24 protein-coding genes are annotated in these 23,912 nt (G+C 43.6%); 13 read left to right on the top strand and 11 right to left on the bottom strand.

Annotated elements, in window-relative coordinates:
* Positions 1 to 27: 27 nt before the first annotated feature.
* On the bottom strand, positions 28 to 1,950 hold the full coding sequence (locus tag B9T20_RS09585) for a U32 family peptidase (RefSeq protein ID WP_199415243.1): 1,923 nt from the start codon (positions 1,948 to 1,950) through the stop codon (positions 28 to 30).
* Between the two features lie 16 nt (positions 1,951 to 1,966).
* Positions 1,967 to 3,271 (bottom strand): amino acid permease, encoded by a 1,305-nt coding sequence (locus tag B9T20_RS09580; protein ID WP_018122508.1) that lies wholly within the window; start codon positions 3,269 to 3,271, stop codon positions 1,967 to 1,969.
* A 190-nt stretch (positions 3,272 to 3,461) separates the two neighbouring features.
* Here B9T20_RS09580 and B9T20_RS09575 point away from each other — a divergent pair, with 190 nt between their 5' ends.
* Positions 3,462 to 3,899, top strand: a complete 438-nt coding sequence (locus tag B9T20_RS09575; protein WP_094490840.1) for a hypothetical protein — start codon at positions 3,462 to 3,464, stop codon at positions 3,897 to 3,899.
* A 61-nt stretch (positions 3,900 to 3,960) separates the two neighbouring features.
* On the opposite strand, the gene cgtA is transcribed toward B9T20_RS09575, so the two are convergent.
* From cgtA to B9T20_RS09555, 4 genes are all read right to left on the bottom strand, one after another.
* The gene (cgtA, locus tag B9T20_RS09570; RefSeq protein ID WP_008316336.1) at positions 3,961 to 5,028 is read right to left on the bottom strand and encodes an Obg family GTPase CgtA; all 1,068 of its coding nucleotides are present in this window, start codon (positions 5,026 to 5,028) and stop codon (positions 3,961 to 3,963) included.
* A gap of 77 nt (positions 5,029 to 5,105) precedes the next feature.
* Positions 5,106 to 5,366, bottom strand: a complete 261-nt coding sequence (rpmA, locus tag B9T20_RS09565) for a 50S ribosomal protein L27 (RefSeq protein WP_008316335.1) — start codon at positions 5,364 to 5,366, stop codon at positions 5,106 to 5,108.
* Between the two features lie 36 nt (positions 5,367 to 5,402).
* Positions 5,403 to 5,717 (bottom strand): 50S ribosomal protein L21, encoded by a 315-nt coding sequence (gene rplU / locus B9T20_RS09560; protein ID WP_008316334.1) that lies wholly within the window; start codon positions 5,715 to 5,717, stop codon positions 5,403 to 5,405.
* Between the two features lie 185 nt (positions 5,718 to 5,902).
* A complete protein-coding gene (locus tag B9T20_RS09555) occupies positions 5,903 to 6,874 on the bottom strand; it encodes a bile acid:sodium symporter family protein (RefSeq protein WP_018122506.1) in 972 nt (323 codons plus the stop codon).
* A 196-nt stretch (positions 6,875 to 7,070) separates the two neighbouring features.
* Here B9T20_RS09555 and B9T20_RS09550 point away from each other — a divergent pair, with 196 nt between their 5' ends.
* The 5 genes from B9T20_RS09550 to B9T20_RS09525 all read left to right on the top strand — a co-directional run bounded on the left by B9T20_RS09550 (position 7,071) and on the right by B9T20_RS09525 (position 10,686).
* On the top strand, positions 7,071 to 7,748 hold the full coding sequence (locus B9T20_RS09550) for a DUF975 family protein (RefSeq protein WP_094490839.1): 678 nt from the start codon (positions 7,071 to 7,073) through the stop codon (positions 7,746 to 7,748).
* Between the two features lie 86 nt (positions 7,749 to 7,834).
* Positions 7,835 to 8,578, top strand: a complete 744-nt coding sequence (locus B9T20_RS09545; RefSeq protein ID WP_233491668.1) for a hypothetical protein — start codon at positions 7,835 to 7,837, stop codon at positions 8,576 to 8,578.
* Between the two features lie 16 nt (positions 8,579 to 8,594).
* Positions 8,595 to 9,197 carry a nicotinamide riboside transporter PnuC gene (gene pnuC, locus B9T20_RS09540; protein WP_094490837.1) on the top strand — a complete coding sequence of 201 codons (603 nt, stop codon included), beginning with the start codon at positions 8,595 to 8,597 and terminating at the stop codon, positions 9,195 to 9,197.
* Between the two features lie 312 nt (positions 9,198 to 9,509).
* Positions 9,510 to 9,989: a protoglobin domain-containing protein gene (locus B9T20_RS09530; RefSeq protein WP_094490835.1), complete on the top strand. Its 480-nt coding sequence runs from the start codon at positions 9,510 to 9,512 to the stop codon at positions 9,987 to 9,989.
* A gap of 217 nt (positions 9,990 to 10,206) precedes the next feature.
* Positions 10,207 to 10,686, top strand: coding sequence for a hypothetical protein (locus B9T20_RS09525; RefSeq protein ID WP_094490834.1), 480 nt, complete (start codon positions 10,207 to 10,209; stop codon positions 10,684 to 10,686).
* A gap of 376 nt (positions 10,687 to 11,062) precedes the next feature.
* Here the strand turns inward: B9T20_RS09525 and B9T20_RS09520 are convergent, their stop codons facing one another.
* From B9T20_RS09520 to cls, 5 genes are all read right to left on the bottom strand, one after another.
* Positions 11,063 to 11,308, bottom strand: coding sequence for a hypothetical protein (locus B9T20_RS09520; RefSeq protein ID WP_094490833.1), 246 nt, complete (start codon positions 11,306 to 11,308; stop codon positions 11,063 to 11,065).
* 16 nt (positions 11,309 to 11,324) lie between these two features.
* Positions 11,325 to 12,431, bottom strand: a complete 1,107-nt coding sequence (locus B9T20_RS09515) for a ribonucleotide-diphosphate reductase subunit beta (RefSeq protein WP_094490832.1) — start codon at positions 12,429 to 12,431, stop codon at positions 11,325 to 11,327.
* A 9-nt stretch (positions 12,432 to 12,440) separates the two neighbouring features.
* The gene (locus tag B9T20_RS09510) at positions 12,441 to 14,684 is read right to left on the bottom strand and encodes a ribonucleoside-diphosphate reductase subunit alpha (RefSeq protein WP_094490831.1); all 2,244 of its coding nucleotides are present in this window, start codon (positions 14,682 to 14,684) and stop codon (positions 12,441 to 12,443) included.
* A 393-nt stretch (positions 14,685 to 15,077) separates the two neighbouring features.
* A complete protein-coding gene (locus B9T20_RS09505) occupies positions 15,078 to 15,320 on the bottom strand; it encodes a SemiSWEET family transporter (protein ID WP_094490830.1) in 243 nt (80 codons plus the stop codon).
* A gap of 23 nt (positions 15,321 to 15,343) precedes the next feature.
* Positions 15,344 to 16,822, bottom strand: a complete 1,479-nt coding sequence (gene cls / locus B9T20_RS09500; protein ID WP_094490829.1) for a cardiolipin synthase — start codon at positions 16,820 to 16,822, stop codon at positions 15,344 to 15,346.
* A 59-nt stretch (positions 16,823 to 16,881) separates the two neighbouring features.
* On the opposite strand from cls, the gene B9T20_RS09495 reads away from it, so the two are divergent.
* From B9T20_RS09495 to B9T20_RS09465, 7 genes are all read left to right on the top strand, one after another.
* Positions 16,882 to 17,400, top strand: a complete 519-nt coding sequence (locus B9T20_RS09495; protein ID WP_094490828.1) for an adenylyltransferase/cytidyltransferase family protein — start codon at positions 16,882 to 16,884, stop codon at positions 17,398 to 17,400.
* A 65-nt stretch (positions 17,401 to 17,465) separates the two neighbouring features.
* A complete protein-coding gene (ilvA, locus tag B9T20_RS09490) occupies positions 17,466 to 18,977 on the top strand; it encodes a threonine ammonia-lyase, biosynthetic (RefSeq protein ID WP_094490827.1) in 1,512 nt (503 codons plus the stop codon).
* A gap of 99 nt (positions 18,978 to 19,076) precedes the next feature.
* Positions 19,077 to 20,900 carry an ABC transporter ATP-binding protein gene (locus B9T20_RS09485; protein ID WP_094490851.1) on the top strand — a complete coding sequence of 608 codons (1,824 nt, stop codon included), beginning with the start codon at positions 19,077 to 19,079 and terminating at the stop codon, positions 20,898 to 20,900.
* A gap of 194 nt (positions 20,901 to 21,094) precedes the next feature.
* Positions 21,095 to 22,102 carry an isopenicillin N synthase family oxygenase gene (locus tag B9T20_RS09480; protein WP_094490826.1) on the top strand — a complete coding sequence of 336 codons (1,008 nt, stop codon included), beginning with the start codon at positions 21,095 to 21,097 and terminating at the stop codon, positions 22,100 to 22,102.
* A 12-nt stretch (positions 22,103 to 22,114) separates the two neighbouring features.
* On the top strand, positions 22,115 to 22,924 hold the full coding sequence (locus tag B9T20_RS09475) for a MetQ/NlpA family ABC transporter substrate-binding protein (RefSeq protein ID WP_094490825.1): 810 nt from the start codon (positions 22,115 to 22,117) through the stop codon (positions 22,922 to 22,924).
* 27 nt (positions 22,925 to 22,951) lie between these two features.
* Positions 22,952 to 23,611 carry an alpha/beta fold hydrolase gene (locus B9T20_RS09470; RefSeq protein ID WP_094490824.1) on the top strand — a complete coding sequence of 220 codons (660 nt, stop codon included), beginning with the start codon at positions 22,952 to 22,954 and terminating at the stop codon, positions 23,609 to 23,611.
* 92 nt (positions 23,612 to 23,703) lie between these two features.
* Complete coding sequence (locus tag B9T20_RS09465; protein WP_008316302.1) at positions 23,704 to 23,883, top strand: alanine-zipper protein; 180 nt, start codon at positions 23,704 to 23,706, stop codon at positions 23,881 to 23,883.
* Positions 23,884 to 23,912: the final 29 nt, after the last annotated feature.

Raw genomic sequence — 23,912 nt, 5'->3', positions numbered from 1 at the left:
TCTGTCAACTTTTTAATTGCATAATTTTTACGCTTCACTGCCTACCAATGCAGATTTCAAGACATGGGGCTTAATTTTACCCATCACATGCATTTCACACGGGCGACATTTGAACTCTAGACGAATCTCTTCATCGTTGTGCATCAACACCATCGGTTCAGCGCGCACCTGCCCTTGTACGCCCTTAATGCCTTTGGCTTGTTTAGGACACAAATTATACGCAAAGCGCAAACAATGCTTGGTGATCATCACCGGCACTTCACCTTTTTCTTGATGGGCTTCATATGCAGGCTCAATAAGCTTGACACCATGCTCTTCATAAAACTCACGCGCTTTATGATTATAGACATTTTCAAGATATGTGATGTGCTCAGAAGGATATTGAGCCTTATCAGCGCCCTCATAAATGCGAATACCGCGCTCATTGCTCGCGCGATATGCATCTTCTAAGCGGGCAATGGCATCACGTCTGATTTGATTGAGTAAGCTCTTGGGCATAAAGGGCGCCGTTTTTACATCAATCACCACGCTTGTGGCTTCAAAAATGGTGTCACCTAATTTACGCAATCCCTCTTCGAGGTTTTGTAAGGTTTTTTCCACATTGTTTGCCGCCTCAAAGTCGCCCTCAATCGGATGAATCACCATTAAGCCATCTTCACCCGTTAATGTTAATTGATACTGCCCGTTTGTTTCTGTTAGAACAATGTCCACACCAATTTTACGCGTTGAGGATTCACGCATGAGCATCTTTTGCCATGCAGTGTCAGCATTGCGATACAAAGGCTGACCAATGCGCACTTTTTCAATGTTCTCAGGCGCCTCTTCATGCCAATAGACCAAATAGCGCTTATCGCCAATCTCTTTGACTTCACTGGCTCTAAATCCTACCACTTCACGCTTGATGAGCACGTTTAAACCATCGCCATTGGCCAAAGGTTCGGATGTTTTCACCTCTAAATGATTGCCACAAAATTTTAAGACTTCGCCCACTTCTACGCCACGAAACTTCGGTGAATCAAAAGCACCAATGTCATCTTTACGGGCATTGACGAAATAATCTGTCGCGCCGCGGTTAAAAGTTTTATCGGGATTGGGCACAAAGTGATGCACCGTTTTCCCTAAAGAGCTTCTCGTATACCCTGGATTTCCCTCTAAGAACTGATCAAGCATTTTACGATAATGGGCGGTGATGTTTTTCACATACGCCATATCTTTATAACGCCCTTCGATCTTAAAGGAACGCACGCCCGCTTCCACAAGCGCACCTAGATTTTCCGTTTGGTTGTTATCCTTCATGGAGAGCAAATGCTTCTCAAACGCCACCACGCGCCCTTCCTTGTCCTTTAAGGTATAAGGTAGACGACACGCTTGGGAACAATCGCCGCGGTTCGCGCTGCGCCCTGTATCAGCATGAGAGATGTAACATTGCCCTGAGAATGCCACACACAATGCGCCATGGATGAAGAATTCAAGCGGCGTATCCACCGCCTCATGAATGGCGCTGATCTCTTTTAAAGAGAGTTCACGGGCAAGCACCAATTGCGAAAAACCCACTTGTGAGAGGAATTTTGCGCGATCTAAGGTACGAATGTCCGTTTGCGTGGAAGCATGCAGCTCAATCGGTGGAATGTCGAGCTTTAATACGCCCATGTCCTGCACAATGAGGGCATCTACACCCGCATCATACAATTCTGTGATGAGCTTTTGCGCCTTTGGCAATTCATCATCATGCAAAATGGTGTTGAGGGTCACAAAAACTTTGGCATGATACGGATTGGCAAATTCCACCAATTTTGCAATGTCAGAGACACTATTATCCGCATTGTAACGCGCGCCAAAGCTTGGGCCACCTAAATACACGGCATCTGCACCATGCAAAATTGCCTCACGCCCGATCTCAATGTCGCGCGCAGGACTTAACAGCTCTAATTGATTGTGTTTTAACATGATTTGTCAGTCTACAAAGTTACTTTAAATGTTTTCGATCCATCTTCTGTTTTAAACGAAATCCAAGATACGTGAGGATGAGCCAAACAGGCATCACATACACCGCAGGACGGAAGCTATCAAGCTGCGTCATTGCGCCAATCACCACCACAAGGAAGATTAAACAAAAGTAGTTCACATACGGGAAAAATGGTGTTTTAAATGTCAATTGATCCGCTTGATGGGCACGGCGAAAACGCATGTGCATGATCACAATGAGCCCCCAAGTGATGACCGCTGCGGCAATGGCAACAGACATCACAATCATAAATGCACCATTTGGTACCAATAGATTGATGACCACCGCAATGAGCGTCACTGCAGAGGAAAATGCAATCGCTGCGTATGGTACATGATTGTGGCTTAATTTCATGAATACTTTTGGAGCATGCCCTTGCTCGGCTAAACCAAACAACATGCGACCATTGCTGTAAATGCCACTGTTATAGACAGAGATCGCCGCCGTTAAAATGATGAAGTTTAAAATGCCTGCCACATTTGGTAAACCGAGCTGATCAAACACCAACACAAATGGGCTGATGCCTTGCTTAATGTCGTGCCATGGCACCAACACCAACATGATGATGATGGATCCAATATAGAAAATCAGAATGCGCCACATCACTTGTTTGATGGCTTGCGGAATCGTTTTTTGTGGATTGTCAGTTTCCGCGGCGGCAATGGCAATCATCTCTGTCCCCCCAAAGGAGAACATGACGATCACAAGAGACACCCAAACGCCCCAAGCGCCATTCGGGAAAATACCAAATTCCCAAAGATTCGAAATTTTAACGTTAGATTGCTCCGACACAAAGCCCTTGGCCACTAAATACAGACCAAACACAATCATCCCCACCACAGCCAAAACTTTAATGAGCGCGAGCCAAAATTCCGTTTCACCAAAGAATTTAACGCTCGCCAGATTAATGGCAGTGATGATGACAATGGTGCTCAGCACCGTCAGCCAAATGGGAAAATCCGGAAACCATGTATAAATATAGCGCCCAATGGCGGACAACTCTGCCATGCTCACTAAAATGTATAACAGCCAATAGTTCCAACCGGCCAAAAAGCCTGCATATTGCCCACAATATTTATTGGCAAAGTGGCTAAATGCGCCTGAAACTGGCTCTTGTGTCGCCATTTCCCCAAGCATGCGAATGATCATATAGATCACAAAGCCGCCAAGTAAATACCCTAAAATCAACCCAGGACCTGCCAAAGGGATGGATTCTGCGGTGCCATAAAAAAGCCCTGTGCCAATACAGCCACCAAGGGCAATCATTTGAATGTGCCTATTTTTTAGGCTACGCTTAAGCGTTTGCTGATTTTCCATGTGTTGTTTTTAATCGTGATAAAAACTCATGATAAGACAATTCAAAGCAATAACAAAGTGAGCAGACTCAAATCAGACACAAATCTGATATGATAAAATCAAACAACCACAATGATTCAAGAATGATAAGGATGGCTTTATGAAAAAATCACTTGCCGTAACCACTCTCATTGCCCTTGCAACCTGTGCCTCATTTGCCAATGGGCAACCGCTTCAATCCTTGCCAAATGTTTTAAATGCTGTGAGCGAGCAAGCATATACCGCACATGCTAACGGCGTGCCTTCTTATTGCTCCATCAATAGCAATACAGAATCCGCTTATCCTGATACGTTAGTGCGCAGCATTGGCAAAAATTTTGATCATGTAATGATCCATTTTGATCAACGCATCACCACATTGACACAAGACACAAGCAGCAAGCGCTTTGACAATCCAAACTTGATGCTCTGGAATGATCCTGCTCAAAAGATCATCCTTGCCCTTGAGATCAATCAACTGGGTGAAGGCTTACTCACCATCATTACGCCAAAAGTGCGCGAAAGTTATGTGGTGACGTACAATTGCCTCAAACCATAAAAATCATCAGACAATAAAAAGCCCGCATGCGGGCTTTTTGCTATTTAGGACTGATATCCCATTAATCCATAATGGCCACTTCAATGGCAACAGGTTGCTCTTGTGCTTTCAATTCAGCTTTCGCAGCATTGATGTGCTCCATAATCGCACTGGTCAATGGCTTGGTATTCTCGCCTGAAATGGCAGAGATTTGGAAACAAGGACCTTCCCAGTTGATCTCTTTTAAGAAATCAGCCACGCGCTCTTCGCGTTCATTTTCAGGGATTAAATCAAGCTTGTTCAATACCAACCAGCGCTCTTTTTTCGCCATTTCTTCATCATATTGCGCCAACTCATTGGTGATCACGCGGAAATCTTCCACAGGATCTTGTGAGTCGCTGTACGGGGATAAATCCACTAAGTGCAACATGATGGAAGTGCGCGACAAGTGACGCAAGAATTTATGACCAAGGCCAGCGCCTTCTGCAGCACCTTCAATCAAGCCTGGGATGTCTGCCATCACAAAGCTGTCTAACGGCCCAACGCTCACCACACCTAAATTAGGGTGCAATGTTGTGAATGGATAATCCGCCACTTTTGGACGCGCAGCCGACACCGCACGAATCAATGTGGATTTACCTGCATTTGGCAAGCCTAATAAGCCCACATCCGCCAACACTTTTAACTCTAAACGAATGCGGCGCTCTTCACCTGGCGTGCCCGGTTTTGTTTGACGTGGTGCACGGTTGGTGGATGATTTAAAGCGTGTATTGCCCAAACCATGAAACCCGCCCTGCGCCACTTTTGCCACTTGACCATCTTCGGTCAAATCGCAAATAAACTCATTGGTATCTGCATCATGCACTTGCGTCCCCAGTGGCACAACCAACACCAAATCTTCACCGGCAGCGCCAGTACAGTTTGCCCCGCGGCCATTTTCACCACGTTGCGCTTTAAATTTTTTGGCAAAACGGTAATCCACCAATGTGTTGACAGCATCGGATGCTTTTAAATAAACGCTACCACCATCACCGCCATCACCACCATCCGGCCCACCGAAAGGAATGAATTTTTCGCGGCGAAAACTCAAGCATCCATCACCACCATTACCCGCTTCAACTGTAATGGTTACCTCATCAACGAACTTCATACGCCCTCCTTGAACTCGATGGCTAAAAACAATAAAAGCCCCAAAAAAAGGGGCTTTTACAAACAATCAACGGTTGATTAAGCAACTGGTTGAATGCTTACAAATTTACGGTTGTGTTGTCCTTTAACTTCAAAAACAACGTGACCATCTACTTTAGCAAATAAAGTGTGGTCTTTACCTAAACCTACATTGCTGCCCGCGTGGAAACGTGTACCACGTTGACGAACGATGATAGAACCTGCTGGTACTAATTCACCGCCAAAACGCTTAACCCCTAAGCGTTTACTTTCGGAATCGCGACCGTTACGGCTCGAGCCGACGCCTTTCTTCTGTGCCATGTTTAAATCCTCTTAATACGTCTAGGAATCTCGCAATTATGCAGAGATGCTAGAAATTTTAATTTCAGTAAAGTGTTGACGATGACCTTGGTGTTTACGAGAGTGCTTACGACGACGGAATTTGATAATTTCGATTTTGCGTCCGCGACCTTGTTTAACAACTTCAGCCGTTACTTTAGCGCCTGCAACAACAGGAGTACCTACAGTTGTTTCGCCTTCTTTACCTACTAACAATACTTCTGCAAATTCTACATTAGAACCTTCAGCAGCGCCTTCAATTTTTTCTACGCGAAGGATTTGACCTTCCGCAACACGGTATTGTTTACCGCCTGTTTTGATTACAGCATACATTTGTAATGCTCCAAATAGTTGAGTGAATCTGAATTCTTTTTGCTATCTCACTGATATCTACAATTGACAACAGAAATAACAGCCCATAAAAAGGACGTGATTGTATAAAAAAAATTGGTTTGCGTCAAGAATATACACAGGATTCCTCAACGCTTTTAACACATATCAAATGTCAATTCTGTCAATTATACCAATTTTTCTGACGTTTTTAAGGTTTTTTCCTCAGATGATGAATTTTCCATGCGTGCAAAAATATTTGCCAAAATTGCTCCGCTGATATTATGCCACACGCTGAAAATTGCACTCGGTACCGCCACAATCGGATCGAAGTGTTTCACTGCTAAACTTGCACCTAAGCCGCTGTTTTGCATACCCACTTCGATGGCAATCGCTTTACGCTGCGCCAATCCTAAGCCCATCATTCTAGCAACAATATAGCCAATCACATAACCAAATGTATTATGTAGGATCACTAAACCGATTAATAGCATACCCGTTTCTTTTAAACGCACCTGATTTAAACCCACCACAATTGATACAATCATCACAATGCCAAAGACTGAAATCAGTGGCAATACGGGCGTCACATATTGCACTTTTGAGCGCAACACCATGCGCACGATAACGCCAAGCACAATCGGAACAATCACCATATTCACGATGGACATCATCATCGCATAAAACGACACATCGATGCTTTTATCTGCCAACAATTGGATTAACAGTGGGGTCATGATTGGGGACAATAATGTTGAAATGCTCGTGATCGTTACGCTGAGCGCCACATCCCCTTTTGATAAATAAGTGATCACATTGCTTGATGTACCGCCGGGACATGAGCCCACCAATACAATGCCCAACGCCAATAAAGGATCAATGTTAAAAATTTTCACCAATGCGAGCGCTAACAGTGGCATCACAATGAACTGCGCGCAGACACCTAATAATACTTGAAGGGGCTTTTTCACCACTTCAGAAAAATCATGCGGCGTGAGCGTCAGCCCCATCCCAAACATAATAATGCCCAATAAATAGGTGATCATGCCTTTTAAGGAGACAAACACTTCGGGAAAAACAAAACCTAAAACCGCAAACAACAGTGTCCAGATTGCAAATGTCTTACCCACAAAGGTAGACAATAAATTTAAAACGCGCATACTACAGCCTTCAATGATGATTGAATAAAAACAATAAAATGAGTGAAAAGGTGCTATGTATCGCGATGTTGGCACTCATCGATTATTAGCAATTTCATGAAATTTTGTAAAGCATAAAATGGTCAATTCAATCAGAAATTTGAAGCTTCCTGATTTCCTTTCCATCAACTTGACAATAACAAACGGAGATTGAAACATGCGTACAGATCAAACACATTATCGCACCTTGCAAGAAGCCATTGATTACTCATATGATTTTTCCATCAGCGAGATCATCAGTGAAGGCTGGGCCTCTGTCAAAGGTGCAAAACTGCCCATTTTCTTAATCGGGCTCATCATTATGGTGGCCACCATTCTTTTGTATGTGTTGGCCGGTGTCATTTTCTCAGGGATTTCTGAACAAGCGGCGGCCATTGCCATTTTTCCCATTGAGCTCATCGCCTTTACATTGGGGTTTGGCCTAATCATTGTGAGCTTAAAACTCTCTAATCGTGAAACCGTGAATGTTTGGCAAGATTTTCTCTCCTTTAGACATTACTTTTGGCCGTTGTGCTTAATGGTGATCGTGACTGGCATTGTCACCACAATTGGTTTTATGCTGCTCATCATTCCCGGCATCTATTTAGTCACCGCCTATTCTCTCACCTATTGGATTTTGATCATCCATCCGGATGCGGGCTTTTGGAACATCATGGAAGCTTCCCGAAAAATCGTCACGCGCCATTGGTTTAAATTTTTCTTCTTAAATTTAATTCTTGGCATCATTCTATCGATTTCTGCCATTCCCTTAGGCATTGGCTTAATTTGGACGATTCCGCTCTTTACATTAAGTTATGCGGCGCTCTTTAAAAAGATCTTCATCAAAACCCCATAATGCATCAATCCTAAGCGAAGCGCCCGATCAGGGCGCTTTTGCGCTATACTACATAGATCTTTTGCAGTACATCTATTTAGGTTTTCATGAAGTCACTCTCTCGACTCCTTCGGTTTTTCTGGTATCTTTTCATCCCGAATAATGTCTATGCGATTCCAAAAAGCGTGGGCAAAGGCTATTGCATGTTGCGCCATCCAGTGGAATTCATCATTACCAAACGCAATACAAGCTGCGAGTCGCAACACATCATCCAACGCATTAAAGGCGGCGGCAATCAGCTCAACACCATTTGGATCAACACGCATCTACACGATTATTTAGACCGCTCCTCCTGTAAACCTTGGAAAAACCAGCGTCCGATGTTTAGGCTCTTTGGCAGCAAAAATTTAGAGCGCGGTTACATGATCGGCACTTGGGCCAATGGTTTTCATTTTGTGACTTATGATCATCATGGGCGCGGTAAATTGAATTTATATCGCTGGGATGCTGTCACCCATTTAGTGACCGGTTGGACAAGCCTTGTCAACTATCCTCAAAAAGAGCTCAATTATCTCCTCTATCAACTCTCTTTACTCGGCTCAGGTCGTTCCACACAAATTTTAGATGCCATTTTAGGCATCGGCATTGATTTGGTTGAACTGGCGCTTGGGCTCATTTACTCCGTGCTTGGCGTTTTCATTGGGGCATTGATGCACCCATTTGATACCCTTCGCAACCTCATTCCCGGCGCATTATTGCTCATCACAGGTTCGATCCAAGCCATTCGTCAATTGCTCTCTGGCTTTGCTGCTGTCTTAACGGTGGGCAAAGTGGGCGGCTGTTCCCCTTAAATTTATGGATATCACTATGGATGCCATCCTCAACTATCTTGCCACACACACCTTTGACGTCATTGGCATGGTCATTGGCCTGATTTATCTCTACCTTGAATTCAATGCTCAAAAAAGCATGTGGATTGTCAGCCTCATTATGGCCGTGCTGTACATTTACATTTTCATGGAGAGCAAAATGTACGCGATGAGCCTCATTTATGTCTATTTCTTTTTTGCCTCCATCAATGGTTGGCGCGAATGGCATAAAGTGACACGGCGTAAAAAAGTGGTGCCCATCATGCGCATGCCCCATCAATACAGCGCTGTGATTGCGCGCCTCTTTCTGGTGGCATCGGTCGCGATCTTCCTGCTTTTAAAGCTCCTGACGGACAATACCATGGAAATGATCATGGGAGATACCATTGCCACCGCTTTGAGCGTGGTGGCCATCTGGATGGCGGCTAAACGCTGGGCAGAACAATGGTGTTTACTCATTCCGGCAAATTTATTCACCTGTGTGATTCTCTATGGACAAATGGAATACGCCTCAAGCTTCCTCTTTTTCATCTATTTCGTTGCCTCCATTTTTGGCTTTCGTCGCTGGGTGCAACTTGCTCAACGCAATCAACCGGCCTAAAGGGTTGCCCTGACGCATTCAAGGCGATGCGTTCTTTACATTCAAAAAATCGAGAACACTCATTTTTTTGACATAGATCATATTTATATTGATCAAAGAGTTAATACAACCTCTAAAACTTACACTTCTAAAATAATAAAAATATTTAATAACAAAACTAGTAATATTTATTTTTTGTATTACAATAGCCCATATCGTATAGATATTGAGCATGCTCAATGTTTGAAACAAGAGATTCATCAGGGTCCATTCATTCTAATCTCGCCTTGATAATCACTCATACAATCCACTTAAATGAAGGCAGAAGCGATCATGATTTGTACAGAAGTTAAGAAACACATCAACGAATTGGCTGTTTTAAATGAATTATCACAAAATGACATTGATAAAATGCATTTAATCAATGCACATTTACAAAATGTGATTCCGGGATTAACAGAAGATTTTTATCGCTCTGCATGGGCGCCTTCTTTGGGCATGAATTTCCCTGAGCTCTCTCAAACGGCTGTAGAAGTGATCTTTAACACATGGATCAAAAGCGTATTGAGCTGCCCAACGACTGCCCCACAAAAATACACAGAAGCATTATGGACCATGGGCGAATTACATGCAGAACATCGCCTTTCACCCGTTGTGCTTGCCGCTGCGATTCCATTTATGAAAGAGACAGTGAAACAATGCTTAGTACAAAATGATTCAGCCTTGCCATACACATTAAAATTGGAATTGGCGGCATCTTTACTGAAAACATTAGAGATGAATGAGTCGATTTTATACGATTGCGTTGCATAATCTTATGGTGAACATTTGATTACAAACTCGCTTCGGCGAGTTTTTTTAATGCCTCATTCTTAGATTATAAGACTTTTTCATCCATAACCACCCGTGTTTTCCTATGTTTTGATAATGATAAATAAAATTTATTCTGAGATTCATTTTTTATCTGATATATCTATTTATCAGCCAAATATTTCAAATATAAATTAAAAAATATTATTGAGGGTTATTTATGATCAATGCAGAAATCAGTAAAAATGTAGAGAAATTTGTTGTATTCAATGAAATGTCGCAGTTTGACATGGATAAAATGCATCTCATCAGCGCAAATCTGCATGAGATCATCCCAAGATTATCGAATGATTTTTATTTAGATTGGCAATCACATGCCGGTATGTATTTCCCCGAATTATCTGAATCCATGGTTAAACATCTTGCCACCGCATGGTTGCGTAACTTTTTTGATTGTCCAAACTCCACCCATGAAAAATATGCCAATACCTTATGGGCACTCGGTGAATTACAGTCACAAGATCGCCTTGCTCCCGTTGTGATGGCAGCCATCATCCCCTTTATGCAATCTGCCATTGAGCAGTTCATACAAGCAAAAGATCACACCATTGCCTACCATGTGCGCTTAGAGTTGGCGACATCACTATTTAAAACCTTGGCAATGAATGAAAATATCTTATATCACTGTGTGGCTTATTAGTTTTAGACAGCCCTTTCGGGCTGCCTTAATCAGCGCTAAATTACAATGTATCAATCAGTGATAACCAATTTTGTATGCCTACTGGTAAGTCCACAACTAAAAATTGGACAACGATATAGCACATAAATTGTTTGGAACTCATACAACTCCTCCTGCATTTATGCATGTTATAAGGGCTGCCTCACAGATTGACCAATCATTACGCAATGACCAATCAATAGCTTAGCAGTCTTGATTTGATTATGATCTACCTTATAAGATACAATAAATACGCCAATATTCTGTTTGTAATCTTATTATGAATAGACCAAAGCGGTTTAACCGCTGTTAAAGCTCAGTCGTTTCGATTGGGCTTTAATTTTTGCAACACATCGATTTACAATTCTCTAAAGATTGCATCCTGCAATTGCCGAAGCCTTGCCACATCAATCAAGTGGCCGCCGGATGCTGTCATTTGAAGCATCATTAAAACGTCTTCAATGTATTCATTCAGTTTTTGTAATTCTTTTTGGTGTTTATTATTTTTAAGGGCTTGAATCTCTTCATCCGTAATCGCGGACAAAAAAGCGATGATGTCATCAGGTTCTTCATTTATTTGCTGAATCCACTGATCGAATCTCATTCAAGCCCTCATGTCATTAAATGTCAAAAATTTCGTCTTCTGAGTCATCTAACACGCTGTTTAAGCGGTAGTTAGTGTTGTCTGACTCTTGGTTCGCGTTTTGCGTTTTGTTCAAATCTAACCAGTTGTCCATCCAAACCAATGGTTTGGTTTTGATCACAGGATAAGGATTGTCCACGCCTAAGAAACGATATAAATCTTGAGCGTTATACAACACCCATTCATTCAATAATGTTTCATTCAAACCCACGATGGAACGATTTTCACTGAACAAATATTTGTTCCATGAGAACTCTTGCTCAATCACTTCACGAATGATGTTTTCCACATCGCCACGAATTTCACTGAGCACCACTTGCCACTCTTCATCCGCTAAGAGAATCTCTAAAATGGCCTCATCCATCATCACATGTACTTGCTCATCTTGGGCAATTTTTTGCACCAATTTTGCAATGCCTTGGAAAATGTTTTGCTCAGCTAAGGCAAATGTACAAGCAAATGAGCTCATGAACTCAACTTTTTCCAAACAATACAATGCCACAAAGCCTTTGAGCACCACTTGTTTTAACTTAGGATCATTTTTATCCACTTGACCCAATTTATAGAGCGCACCATATTTAGACAACTCATTGAAGGTTTCAATCACAGTGGTGGAACGATTTAACACTTCATCGTTCTTCATCACTTCTTGGAACACTTCTTTAGGATCAGAGATGCATTGACGAATGATTTCTGAATACGTCAATGCATGTAAGTTCTCAACTTCAGATTGCTTAGAGAGCATCGCCCAAAGCTCACTGTTTGACACAAAAGGTGCAAACAATGGTGCAATGGCACGCGCCGCCACAGAGTCTAATTCCCACTGGAACGCAAGGGTTTTGACCATGATGTCATAGTTATTTTTTGAGCAGTTCAACAAATCCATGCGCGACTGTTCAAGATTCACTTCATCTTCTGTCCAGTCCATGGATTTTTGTAACTTATACAAATCAAACAACTTTGGATAAGGTACATTGACGCTGTCGTATAAACCGAGCGCTTCACCTAACACTAATGGATAACGGCCTGTTTGCCAGGCGCTGTTGTCCTGGTTAAAAATTGAGGCTGGCTTACTCTCTTGCATGGTATTCTCCTATAAAGTACAAGCGCCGCCCGCACACCCTTTATCTTCCACGGTTTCAACAAAAGATTCATGGATGATGCCTGAGGCGCTGTTTAAATAATAACGCGTTTTACAGCCCATCTTCATCATATAGATGTAATCTTTGAGCAACTTACTTGTGGAGATATTTCCCTCTTCTTTTAAGTTTAAATAAAGATCCGCCGAGATGGCTTGGCCTGTAAACTTCTGAATGATTGCATACATGTCAATGAGGTCTTTCGACTCTAAATTCCATGCGATGTCATAAAATGGTCCCAATTCATCTAAGTCTGGTGCTAACAACAAGTTTTTATTGTTGCTTGATGTTTTCATCACACGAAGGTTACGAATCGGGTAAACGCCATTGGTGGTGTTGGTCAATTGACTTGATGACTCAACTGGCATCATTGCTTCTAATACGCTGTGACGGATGCCGCCTTGCGCTTTGATCTCTTTACGAAGGGTTTCCCAATCGAACAACAAGGCTTGATTGTGCACATCATCCACTGCTTTGCAATACGTATCAATTGGCAACCAACCTTCTGGATATTTGGTTTTACCAATCCATTTGGCATTGCCCTTCTCTTTTGCTAAACGAAGCGATGCTCTGTGCAACCAATAGCTGTGGCGCTCTGCAATTTGATGGATGTAGTTTTTACCCTCTTTAGAGGCATAACTTAATTTTTGTTTCGCCATTTCGTGGGCAAGGTTTGTGATGCCAACGCCAATGGAGCGACGCGCTTGCGCTGTTGTTTTCAATGATGGGAATGGATATTCCATCAATTCGATCACGTTATCGATCATCAATGCAGTGTAATACGCCACATCTTCATATTCTTCAGGCTCAACGCGACCCACCACAATAGAAGCTAAACTACATAAACCAATTTCACCTTCAGGATTTTCAGAATAAAGATCTTGAATGTCACGGAAAGGCTTAGTTGGCAATGCAATTTCTAAACACAAGTTACTTGAATAAATGGTGTCTTTAAATGGCGTGTGACGGTTCATCTCATCGATGTACGTCATGTAAATTCGGCCAGTTTCAGCCGATTCAGTTAAGGCTTTAACCGCAATGTCACGGGCTTTAACGATCTGTTTTTTGCAATCTTTGGCAAAGTAGAATTCATACAATGATTTAAATTTGTCATAATCATTGGCATAAAATGCATCGTATAAATCTGGCGCGATTTGATAGCTGATGAGCATCCAATCTTCATTTTTCGCCACTTTTTCTACAAACAAGCGGTTTGAGAGCATCGCGTAATCGATGTCACGAATGCGTTTTTGTAAAACGGTGGTTGGGTTTTTCAACACCAATAAATCATAAATTTCAGGATCTAACACGTTAAAGTAAACGGTTGCGCTACCGCCACGGCTTGATTGCATGTTTGCATGCACCGCGCTTTGGATCATGCGGTAATATGGCAATTTACCTTGATGGATCACGCGGCCTTGTTTAACAGGATCACCTTTTGAACGGGTGAGTAAATGGGCGCCGATCCCTGCAGATGCGCACGTCATCATATAGGCAATGTGATCGCCTGTGGATAAGCTGTCCACATTGTCGCCAGTGGTGTAAACGCAGCAAGATGCATAGCCTTTATGTGGCGTACGCATGTTGATCAACATTGGGGTTGGGGTATTGATTTTCAGTTCATTTAAATAGCGATAAAGCTTTTTGATGTCTTCCATGCGGCGTGATTTTGGCTGATTTTGCATGTTTTGCATCGCCATGCCCATGAACATAAATTGCGGAGATTCCAAACAATAACCCGTCACACGGTTTTGAATCAAATACTTATCTTTCATTTGACGCAACGTGGTGTAGTTATAGTTGATGTCGATGGTGTGATCTAACACGCGATCTAACTCGATGAGCTCTTCATCGGTGTAATCCATCTTTTCCCAATGACCCAATTGAATCATGTGGTGATAAAACACAGTCAAGGATGGAATTTTACGAAAACCACCAAACGCTTCTTTATAGATCGAACCAATCAAAAAGCGGCCGGCCATTTTAAGATGCTTGTGATCTTCACGCTCAACGCATGCATCGATCATCGCTTTATGGAGTTCAAGGGTTGTGCAGCCGTCATAGCACTTGCGATACGCTTCTAAAACAATGGCACTCCAATCAACTTCATAATGTGCTGCAAACTCCGCCCATTTATTCAGTTTTTCAGCATCAAACTCTTCGCGTTCGCCACTGCTTTTTAAAATGTATCGAATCATTTCCCTCACCCACGTTTTTGAACTGTAAAAAAATAAAAAAGCGAGGAAAACAAAAAGCACACTGTCATTGCCAAGTCGCTTATAGAAGCTTCCTCGCCTCTAAAAAATTTATTCCCAAGTGGTGAATTATGACCACTTAGGAAAGGCGCGCATTATAGCATTTTAGAAAAAAAAAATTTGATCTTTTTATACCCTCATTGTCCCTATTGACAAAAGTTGATACTTAATAACTTATTGATATTTAAAAATTTGTCAGAAATTTCATAAATTTCAAATAAAAATGATTCTCATTTAAATAAGTCTATAGGATTCAACTCAAAACTGCAATATTTCAATGGATCAAGCCTTTTTTTGACTAAAATTTTGGGCAATTTTTTTGCCCATTTAATTTTTTTACAGCGCGGTTAAAAATGCTGCGGCTCCAAAAAGAACACCCGGCGCATTGGCAACCGCAATCGGGTAATCTTTTTGCTTTAAACCATAGATCACCCACAATAAACAGTTCACCATCGCGGCAAAAGGCTGAACAGGATTGCCTTTATGCCCCGTTAGATTGTCCATAATTTGCGGGATGTAAGACACATACATCCCAACTGCCGTACACGTGGCCACCCAACCCAATAGTTTGACGTTCATACATCCTCCAAAGACGTTTATTTTTATAATAATGATGAGGTTAAACGCGCCACTTTCTCAATAAAGCGCTGCGTTGCACTGCGGCGTTCCCACTCAACGGGATCTAAGCGCACCGATTGCTCAAGATCTTTATTGAACTCATCGCACATTTGCTGACCCAGCGCTTCATCGTACAGCATGCCATTGACTTCAAAGTTAAGGTTAAAGCTTCGGTTATCCATATTCGCTGTCCCAACGATGCTGAATTTTCCATCAAACACCGAGGTTTTCGCATGGATGAACCCTTTTTTATAACGATAAATCTCAACGCCCGCATTCATCAACGCCGTGTAATAAGAGGCTGAAGCAAGCTGCGTAATGAAAGAGTTGGTGGCATACGGCACCAAAAGTTTAACTTTAACACCGCTTAATGCCGCGTTTTTAATCGCCTCCATCACGCTTTCAGAGGGCACAAAGTATGGCGTTGTGATGAGGATCTCTTCTTTGGCCAACATAATGGCACGCAGCACTGTATACATGATCATCGGATATTTAGAATCTGGGCCACTTGCGGCAATCTGTGCAATGGTGCCCTCTTCTTGGCGCACATGACTTGGGAACAGCGGATCAACATTCAACTTCTCTTTGGCACAAAATTGCCAATCGCAAAGGAAAATGTATTGCAATGAATAGACAACGGGCCCTTCAACACGCATGTGCATGTCACGATGATACACTTTTGAATCCGGCAGATTAATGTAATCATCGCCAATGTTGATGCCGCCCACAAAGCCAATGCGGCCATCAACCACGATGATTTTACGGTGATTGCGATAATTTAAGCGGTTGGCCAATGCAATCCAGATGATTTTACGAAATGGGTACACAAGCACGCCATTTGCTTTGAGCTCCGCCACATAATCGCCGCGGATCGCTTTACTGCCAAAATCATCATAAATGAGGCGAACCGTCACGCCTTCTTTGGCTTTACGGATCAAAATCTCTTTGATTTGATTGCCAATTTTGTCATTACGGATGATGTAATACTCAAGGTGAATGGTCTCTTTAGCATTTTCAAGGGCTTCGATGATGTTGGGAAATGCATTTTCCCCATTGATCAAAATCTTCACTTTATTGCCAATGCTGATTTGATCGGCAAAATCATGCCCCACCAACGTGGCTAAACTTTTAAATTGATCCACCGCGGCACTTTTATAACTTAAAGCCTCGGTTGATATTTTCTCAATGTACGCCTCTGCCCCTTTCTCTAAATCTTTATTCATCAATAATTTTTTAGAGTACATTTGATTATTGCGATAATTGACGCCGAGAGAAAAATATAAAATCACACCAAACAGCGGCACAAACCAAATTAAGGTTAAATAGCCCAACGTTTTGGTGGCGCCCTCTTCATTGTTGATGATGATCACCGTCACCGTCAAAATGGCCAAAAAGTAGAGGATCGTGAAAACCCCCATGTATGTACCCCAGTTTGTGATAATATCGTCGAACAGCGCTTGCATTTATATTCCTTGTTCTTTTATGAGTTTACTCAACAGTATAGTCAATGGATTGAAAATCTATGAAAAAATATCAAACGGGCCTCATTTTCGGTAAATTTTTCCCACTTCATCCCGGCCATGTCCTTATGATGGAAAAAGCTTTATCAACTGTCAATGAGCTCTATGTTTTTGTGTGCAGCGATACAGAACGGGATCAAGCATTGTTTGAACAGAGTAAGATGATCAAAATGCCCACACGCCAAGAACGCTTGGCTTGGTTTGCCCCTTTAGTGGCCAAGCATCCAAACCTTCACCCGATCGACTTTAATGAAGATGGCATCCCATTTTATCCCAATGGCTGGCTTGAGTGGTCAAACCGCGTTAAAGCCGTTTTGACAGCTCAAAACATTCATGCCGATGTGATTTTCAGTAGCGAGCCACAAGATGTTGCACCCTATGAAGAATACTTTCAATTGCCCGTGCAACTCATTGATCCTGATCGCGCTGCCATCAATATCTCCGCCACAAAATTGCGCACCGATCCTGATGCTTACAAAACTTACTTATTAGATGAAGTTTACCCCTATTTTTTTGATTAAAGTGGTGCTAACTTACTAGATCCATCAAAATCTAATCTCAAAATAAGGACAAAGGTTATTTCACCATGGATAATTTAATCCGCAATATCCTCACGGCGCGTGTTTACGATGTCGCTGAACGTACATCACTCGACTTTATGCCACGCTTATCAAAAAATCTACAAACCAATATTTGGATCAAGCGTGAAGACACACAACCTGTTTTCTCTTTTAAAATCCGCGGCGCTTACAACTGCATTTATCAGCTCTCTCAAGAAGCGCGCCGCAAAGGCGTGATTTGTGTCTCTGCCGGTAACCATGCGCAAGGCGTGGCATTGAGCGGTCAAGCCCTTGGCATTGATACCACGATTGTAATGCCCATTACCGCCCCTGCCCTTAAAGTCAATGCCTGCCAAGCGCGCGGTGCGAATGTGGTGCTCTACGGGGATACATTTGATGATGCGAGCGAATACGCAGTGCGCCTTGCCAATGAAAGCGGCAAAACCTTGATTCACCCGTTTGATGATTGGGATGTGATCGCCGGCCAAGGCACCATTGGTAAAGAGATGATCGAGCAGCAACCAGATTTAGATGCCATTTTTGTGCCCGTCGGCGGGGGCGGTTTGATTGCTGGCGTTGCCGCTTACATCAAATTCATCGCGCCCCATTGCAAAGTGATCGGCGTGGAACCTGTGGAATCGGCCTCCATGAAAGCAGCGCTTGATCAAAATGAGCGCGTTAAACTCAAGCAAGTGGGCACTTTTGCCGATGGCACCGCCGTCAAACAGATTGGCGAGAACACCTTTGAAGTGGCCAAAAACTTGGTGGATGACATTGTGTGCGTCACCACAGATGAGATCTGTGCGGCGATGAAAGACATTTTTGAAGACACGCGCGCCATCACAGAGCCTTCTGGCGCCCTTGGCGTTGCCGGCATTAAAAAATATTTAGAGATGTATCCCGACATTGGCTTTAAAAATGTGGGCAACATTTTAAGTGGCGCAAACATCAACTTTGACCGTTTACAATACGTGGCAGAACGCACAGAACTTGGCGAAGGACGCGAAGCTTTATTGGCCGTCACCATTCAAGAAGAGCCCGGCAGCTTCTTAAACTTTGTCAATGTGATTGGTAAACGCCACATCACAGAGTTTAACTATCGCTATTCCAGTGATCGCCAAGCGATCGTCTATGTGGGCATTCAATTGCAGCATGGCAAAACAGAAAAAGAAAACGTCATCGAAGCGCTTGAAGGCCACGGTTTAGCGGTGGTGGATTTGAGTGACAATGAATTGGCAAAACTCCACATTCGTCACATGGTGGGCGGGAAAAAACCACGTTCGATTAAAGGCGAGCGCTTATTGCGCATCATCTTCCCACAGCAGCCGAATGCCCTTTTCCAATTTTTGCATACACTCAATGTACAGCTCAACATCACGCTGTTCCATTATCGCAATCATGGTTCAGATTATGGCCGTGCATTGGTGGGCTTTGCCGTGACAGAAGAAAATGAAGCCATCTTCCAAGAGTTTTTATCTAAATTGGGTTATGACTACATCGAAGAGACGGACAATCCTGCCTACGAGCTCTTTTTGTAATTAAAATGAAGGGGATGAATGACATCCCCTTTTTGATTGTCATTTGATAATAATTACCATTTGGCATAAGCTATGGCCTTTGCCGCTTTAGCCGATGCCATGAAAAAACTCAATTACTTCGAAAAGATCATCCAACCGTTTCAACCTGCGCCCACTCAAACGCCGCCCACAAGCTTATGGGGCTTTTATGCCTTTTATTTAAAGCAGGTGAAAGGCCCGCTCATTGCTCTATTCATTGTGGGTTTTTTCACAGCGATTTTGGAAATTGCCCTATTTAAATACATCGGCGAGATTGTGGACATCATCCAATCCGTCAAGGATCCTTCTGAGCTTTTTGCTGAGCACGCAAGCACGTTTATTTGGATGATGGTGGTGATTGTCCTCATTCGTCCGATGGTTTCTCTCATTCATGATCTATTGATGAATCAAGTGCTCACCACAAACTTCACATCCCTCATTCGTTGGCAGCAGCATAATCATTTGATTAAGCAAAGCCTGAATTTCTTTCACAGTAATTTTTCAGGCGGGATTGCCAGCCGCGTGATGAGCACAGGGCAATCGATCCGCAATTCCGTCTTAATGCTCACCGATTCAATGTGGCGCGTCACCATTTATGCGGTGACAACGGTTGTGCTCTTTGTGGAACTCAATGTTTGGCTTGCGTTACCGATGTTGATATGGATCGTGGCGTACATTCTATTGCTGCGCTACTTTTTGCCCAAAACCCGCGAGCGCTCTCATCGCTCCGCAAAAGCCCGTTCACGCTTAATGGGGCACATTGTGGACAGCTACAGCAATATTTTGACTTTAAAGCTCTTTGCCCATTCAGATCGTGAATCTGCCAAAACCCACGAACACATGCGTCATCAAACAAACATGGCGCTGCATTCGACGCGCTTAGTGACCGCCCTTGATTTCTCTCTCACAATGCTCAATAGTTTATTGATCGCCTGCACCATCGTGATCTCATTGCTGCTTTGGCAAAATGCCCTCATCACTGCGGGCGCCATCGCCTTTACCTTGAGTTTAGTGATCCGCATCAACACCATGTCCACTTGGGTGATGAAGGTGGTCAATGCAATTTTTGAGGACATCGGCAGCGTGCAAGATGGCATTAAAATCATGACGGCTGAGCACGAGATCACCGATGCACCGAATGCAAAAACGCTTCAAGTGACGCAAGGTGCCATTGCCTTTGAGCACATTCATTTTCATTATCATGCGGATAAACCCATTTATCAAGATCTCTCCTTAACCATTGCGCCTGGCGAAAAAGTGGCGTTAGTGGGGCCATCGGGCGCCGGAAAAACCACTTTGGTGAATCTATTGTTACGCTTGTATGACGTGCAGCAAGGGCGCATCACCATCGATGGACAAGCCATCACCGAGGTCACGCAAGAGAGCCTACGACATCACATTGGCGTTGTGGCGCAAGATACAGCGCTCTTTCACTGCTCCATTCGTGACAACATCCTTTATGGGCAACCGAATGCCAGCGATGAGATGATCAACGCCGTGCTCATCCAAACCAAAGCCTTAGATTTTGTGAATGATCTTGTGGATCAATATGGCAACAAAGGGCTTGATGCCATTGTGGGGGAAAATGGCGTTAAACTCTCTGGCGGGCAGCGTCAGCGCATTGCCATTGCCCGCGTTTTATTGAAAAATGCCCCCATTTTGGTGCTAGATGAAGCCACATCCGCCCTTGATTCTGAATCTGAAGCGGTGATCCAAGAGCACCTTGAAACTTTGATGGCCGGCAAAACAGTGATCGCCATTGCCCACCGTTTATCCACCATTGCCAAAATGGATCGCTTGGTGGTGATTGATGATGGCGCGGTCATTGAAAGTGGCACACATGCAGATTTAGTGGCTCAAAATGGGCTGTATGCCTCACTTTGGCAGTATCAACAAAATCAATGATGGAAAATTTTCGAGAAATGTTTGACATCCCTCATTTTTTACTTTAATTCTATGTGTATGCCGATTTGAAAAAACAGCTTGCGGGCATAACAGCTAAAGCGTCCATCTCTTTTTAGGGATCTTCCTTACGTGCTTCACGTATGGGCAAGTCAAATCAATCGGCATGGTTGAATTGATTTTGTTAGGAGATTCCCATGTCACATGCATTACCCATTTTAGATTTTTCTCAGTTTCGTGCTGGCGGCGAAGCGCAGGCGGATTTCATTGCCAAGCTTGCAGACGTCACTCACAACATTGGTTTTTTTTACCTCAAAAACCACGGCATTGATCAAACATTGATTGATGAGGCGCTCAACTTATCCAAAGCCTTTTTTGCACTGCCCATTGAAGATAAGCTGGCCATCGAGATGATCCATTCGCGCCACTTTAGAGGCTATACGCGCCTTTATAATGAGATCACCCGTGAACGCCCCGATGGCCGCGAGCAATTAGACTACATGCCTGAATATGAAGCCTTGCCGCAAGCCTCCATTCCTGACAATCAGCCTTGGCTGCGCCTTCAAGGGCCCAATCAATGGCCGGCACAATTGCCAGCGCTTAAACCCACATTGCTTGCCCTACAAACGGCACAAGTGGCATTGGCCAAAGAGCTCCTCAGCGCCTTTGCACTCGCCCTTGGCCAACCGGCGGATGCCTTTGCCCACACATATGCACACAAGCCTTCTGTGCTCTGTAAAGCGATCCATTACCCGGGTACAGAAGATACCAAGCAAGGCGTTGGCATCCATAAAGATGCGGGCTATTTGACGTTTGTTTCCCAAGATGAAGCATCCGGGCTTGAGGTGTTAAAAGGCGATCAATGGATCACGGCAACGCCCATTCGCGGCACCTTTGTGGTGAACATCGGTGAGCTTTTAGAGATTGCCTCCCAAGGCTATTTAAAGGCCACGCAGCACCGCGTCACAACGCCGCCTGTGGGCACAGATCGCTACTCATTGGCCTTCTTTTTAACCTCTCAATTAGATGCCACCGTGCCGCTTTTATCGTTACCGGCACATTTGCAGGCTGCCAATTTTGCCATCACGCAAGACCCCAAAAATCCGCTCTTTACAGAGATTGGTAAAAACTTCCTCAAAGGTCGCTTGCGCTCGCATCCCGATGTGGCACGCGCCCATTATGCTGACCTTTTGGCCCAATTTTAAGGAATGATGAATATGAAAAAAATCTTATTGTTGCTCTCTGCTTTATTGAGCTTAACCGCTTGCTCTGATCCCGCACCAAAGGCACAAACCACACAACCAACGGTGCGTTTAATCTCATCGCCTGGTGATTTTGCCGACATGATCCGCCAGCACATTGGCCCTGAACTTGAAAAGCGCGGCTTTCGTTATCAATTGAGTGAAACCACCAATGGCATTTTACCGAATCAAGCGGTGATTGAAGGCTCAGCAGAGGCCAACCTCTTTCAACACAAGCCCTATTTAGAGGAATACAATGCCCAAGTCAAAGGGGATTTGGTGCCACTTGCCCAAGTGCCAACGGCGCCGCTGGCCATTTATCGCGCGCGGTTATCCAGCCTTTCGGATGTTAAAGAAGGCAGCAGCATTGGCATTCCAAATAACGTCACCAACTTCGCTCGCGGCTTACGCATTTTAGAATCACTGGGCTGGATTGAATTAGATCCGAATGCCAACCCGATCACCGTTTCTGAAAAAGACATCATCCACAACCCACAAAAGGTCAAAATCGTGGCCATTGATGCGGCGCAAGTGGTGCGCTCGCGCGTGGATTTAGATTATGCCATCATCAACGGGAACTTTGCCCAAGATGCCAAAATTCCTGATGAGTACATCTTAAAAACTGAGCCCGGCAAACTCTTTGTGAACTGGATTGTGGTCAAAGATGGGCAGCAAAGCAGCGATTGGGCACAAGCATTGGTGGAAATCGTCAATAGTGAGGATTATAAAGCATATGTGAAGGCAAACTTCCCAGCCTTTTATAACCTGCCACCCGCTTGGGAATGATATGATTGGGCTTTGCACGAGGCGAACATGGCAACCATTTTAATCAACGGCATTGAGCTTTACTACACACAAACCGGCGAAGGGCCGCCGCTAATCTTTTTGCATGGCAATGGTGAGGATCACACCATCTTTACGCCGCTCATTGCTCAATTGAGCCGTGATTTTACCTGCTATGCCATCGATAGCCGCAATCACGGCAAAAGTGCTGCGCACCCTGATTATCATTATGATGCCATGATGAAGGATGTTCATGCCTTCATCACCGCTTTAGATCTTGCGCCGGTGCGCATTGTGGGCTTCAGTGATGGCTCAATCATCACGATGCTCTTGGCCATGCAATACCCAAACATGGCCGAGCGCATTGTGCTCCTTGGACCGAATCTCTCGCCAAAGGATTTTACGCCCGCGTGCACGCGCTATGTTGAGCGCATGTATCGCTTAGATCCGAATCCTTTGTACAAAATGATGCTCGAAGAACCGAACATTTTGCCGGAGGATTTGCATGCGATTACCGCAAAAACCCTCATCATGGGCGGAGAAAACGATGTATACATCGAGGGAACATTTGAAACCATTGCCCACAACATTGAGGGCGCGCAATTATTTATGCTAAAAGATCACGACCACAGTAGCTATATTGTGCAAAATGATTTAATTTATGCATGGCTGTATGATTTTCTAAAATAGACTATAATTCACTTGGAGAATTGATTTTATGCCAGAAACAAGGCATGATAATACAGTCAATTTGTTATCCAACTTTAACAAGGAGTTATACAATGAAAGGTTTATTAAAAGTAACAGGTTTAATCGCTTTAGGTTTAGTGGCTACAGGCTGTGCAACAAACGCACAAAAAACAGCTGACGAAGCATTAGCAACTGCAAATGACGCTAAAAGCATCGCATTAAATACACAAGCACAGTTTGACCGTTATTTCGCAAAAACTCGTTACAAATAGTCGTTGATTTGTTAACTGTATAAAATGCA

Source organism: Wohlfahrtiimonas sp. G9077, from assembly GCF_002252155.1.
Classification (GTDB): Bacteria; Pseudomonadota; Gammaproteobacteria; order Cardiobacteriales; family Wohlfahrtiimonadaceae; genus Wohlfahrtiimonas.
Note: the sequence above shows the minus strand (reverse complement) of the source record. Positions and strands in the feature narration are given on the sequence as shown.

What these genes read in the sequence shown, in the direction of transcription:
- B9T20_RS09580 (WP_018122508.1), bottom strand. Translation starts at nt 3,271, where the DNA reads ATGATTGCCCTTGGTGGCTGTATTGGCACAGGGCTTTTTTATGGCACC.
- B9T20_RS09575 (WP_094490840.1), top strand. Translation starts at nt 3,462, where the DNA reads ATGAAAAAATCACTTGCCGTAACCACTCTCATTGCCCTTGCAACCTGT.
- cgtA (WP_008316336.1), bottom strand. Translation starts at nt 5,028, where the DNA reads ATGAAGTTCGTTGATGAGGTAACCATTACAGTTGAAGCGGGTAATGGT.
- rpmA (WP_008316335.1), bottom strand. Translation starts at nt 5,366, where the DNA reads ATGGCACAGAAGAAAGGCGTCGGCTCGAGCCGTAACGGTCGCGATTCC.
- rplU (WP_008316334.1), bottom strand. Translation starts at nt 5,717, where the DNA reads ATGTATGCTGTAATCAAAACAGGCGGTAAACAATACCGTGTTGCGGAA.
- B9T20_RS09555 (WP_018122506.1), bottom strand. Translation starts at nt 6,874, where the DNA reads ATGCGCGTTTTAAATTTATTGTCTACCTTTGTGGGTAAGACATTTGCA.
- B9T20_RS09550 (WP_094490839.1), top strand. Translation starts at nt 7,071, where the DNA reads ATGCGTACAGATCAAACACATTATCGCACCTTGCAAGAAGCCATTGAT.
- B9T20_RS09545 (WP_233491668.1), top strand. Translation starts at nt 7,835, where the DNA reads ATGAAGTCACTCTCTCGACTCCTTCGGTTTTTCTGGTATCTTTTCATC.
- pnuC (WP_094490837.1), top strand. Translation starts at nt 8,595, where the DNA reads ATGGATGCCATCCTCAACTATCTTGCCACACACACCTTTGACGTCATT.
- B9T20_RS09530 (WP_094490835.1), top strand. Translation starts at nt 9,510, where the DNA reads ATGATTTGTACAGAAGTTAAGAAACACATCAACGAATTGGCTGTTTTA.
- B9T20_RS09525 (WP_094490834.1), top strand. Translation starts at nt 10,207, where the DNA reads ATGATCAATGCAGAAATCAGTAAAAATGTAGAGAAATTTGTTGTATTC.
- B9T20_RS09520 (WP_094490833.1), bottom strand. Translation starts at nt 11,308, where the DNA reads ATGAGATTCGATCAGTGGATTCAGCAAATAAATGAAGAACCTGATGAC.
- B9T20_RS09515 (WP_094490832.1), bottom strand. Translation starts at nt 12,431, where the DNA reads ATGCAAGAGAGTAAGCCAGCCTCAATTTTTAACCAGGACAACAGCGCC.
- B9T20_RS09510 (WP_094490831.1), bottom strand. Translation starts at nt 14,684, where the DNA reads ATGATTCGATACATTTTAAAAAGCAGTGGCGAACGCGAAGAGTTTGAT.
- B9T20_RS09505 (WP_094490830.1), bottom strand. Translation starts at nt 15,320, where the DNA reads ATGAACGTCAAACTATTGGGTTGGGTGGCCACGTGTACGGCAGTTGGG.
- cls (WP_094490829.1), bottom strand. Translation starts at nt 16,822, where the DNA reads ATGCAAGCGCTGTTCGACGATATTATCACAAACTGGGGTACATACATG.
- B9T20_RS09495 (WP_094490828.1), top strand. Translation starts at nt 16,882, where the DNA reads ATGAAAAAATATCAAACGGGCCTCATTTTCGGTAAATTTTTCCCACTT.
- ilvA (WP_094490827.1), top strand. Translation starts at nt 17,466, where the DNA reads ATGGATAATTTAATCCGCAATATCCTCACGGCGCGTGTTTACGATGTC.
- B9T20_RS09485 (WP_094490851.1), top strand. Translation starts at nt 19,077, where the DNA reads ATGAAAAAACTCAATTACTTCGAAAAGATCATCCAACCGTTTCAACCT.
- B9T20_RS09480 (WP_094490826.1), top strand. Translation starts at nt 21,095, where the DNA reads ATGTCACATGCATTACCCATTTTAGATTTTTCTCAGTTTCGTGCTGGC.
- B9T20_RS09475 (WP_094490825.1), top strand. Translation starts at nt 22,115, where the DNA reads ATGAAAAAAATCTTATTGTTGCTCTCTGCTTTATTGAGCTTAACCGCT.
- B9T20_RS09470 (WP_094490824.1), top strand. Translation starts at nt 22,952, where the DNA reads ATGGCAACCATTTTAATCAACGGCATTGAGCTTTACTACACACAAACC.
- B9T20_RS09465 (WP_008316302.1), top strand. Translation starts at nt 23,704, where the DNA reads ATGAAAGGTTTATTAAAAGTAACAGGTTTAATCGCTTTAGGTTTAGTG.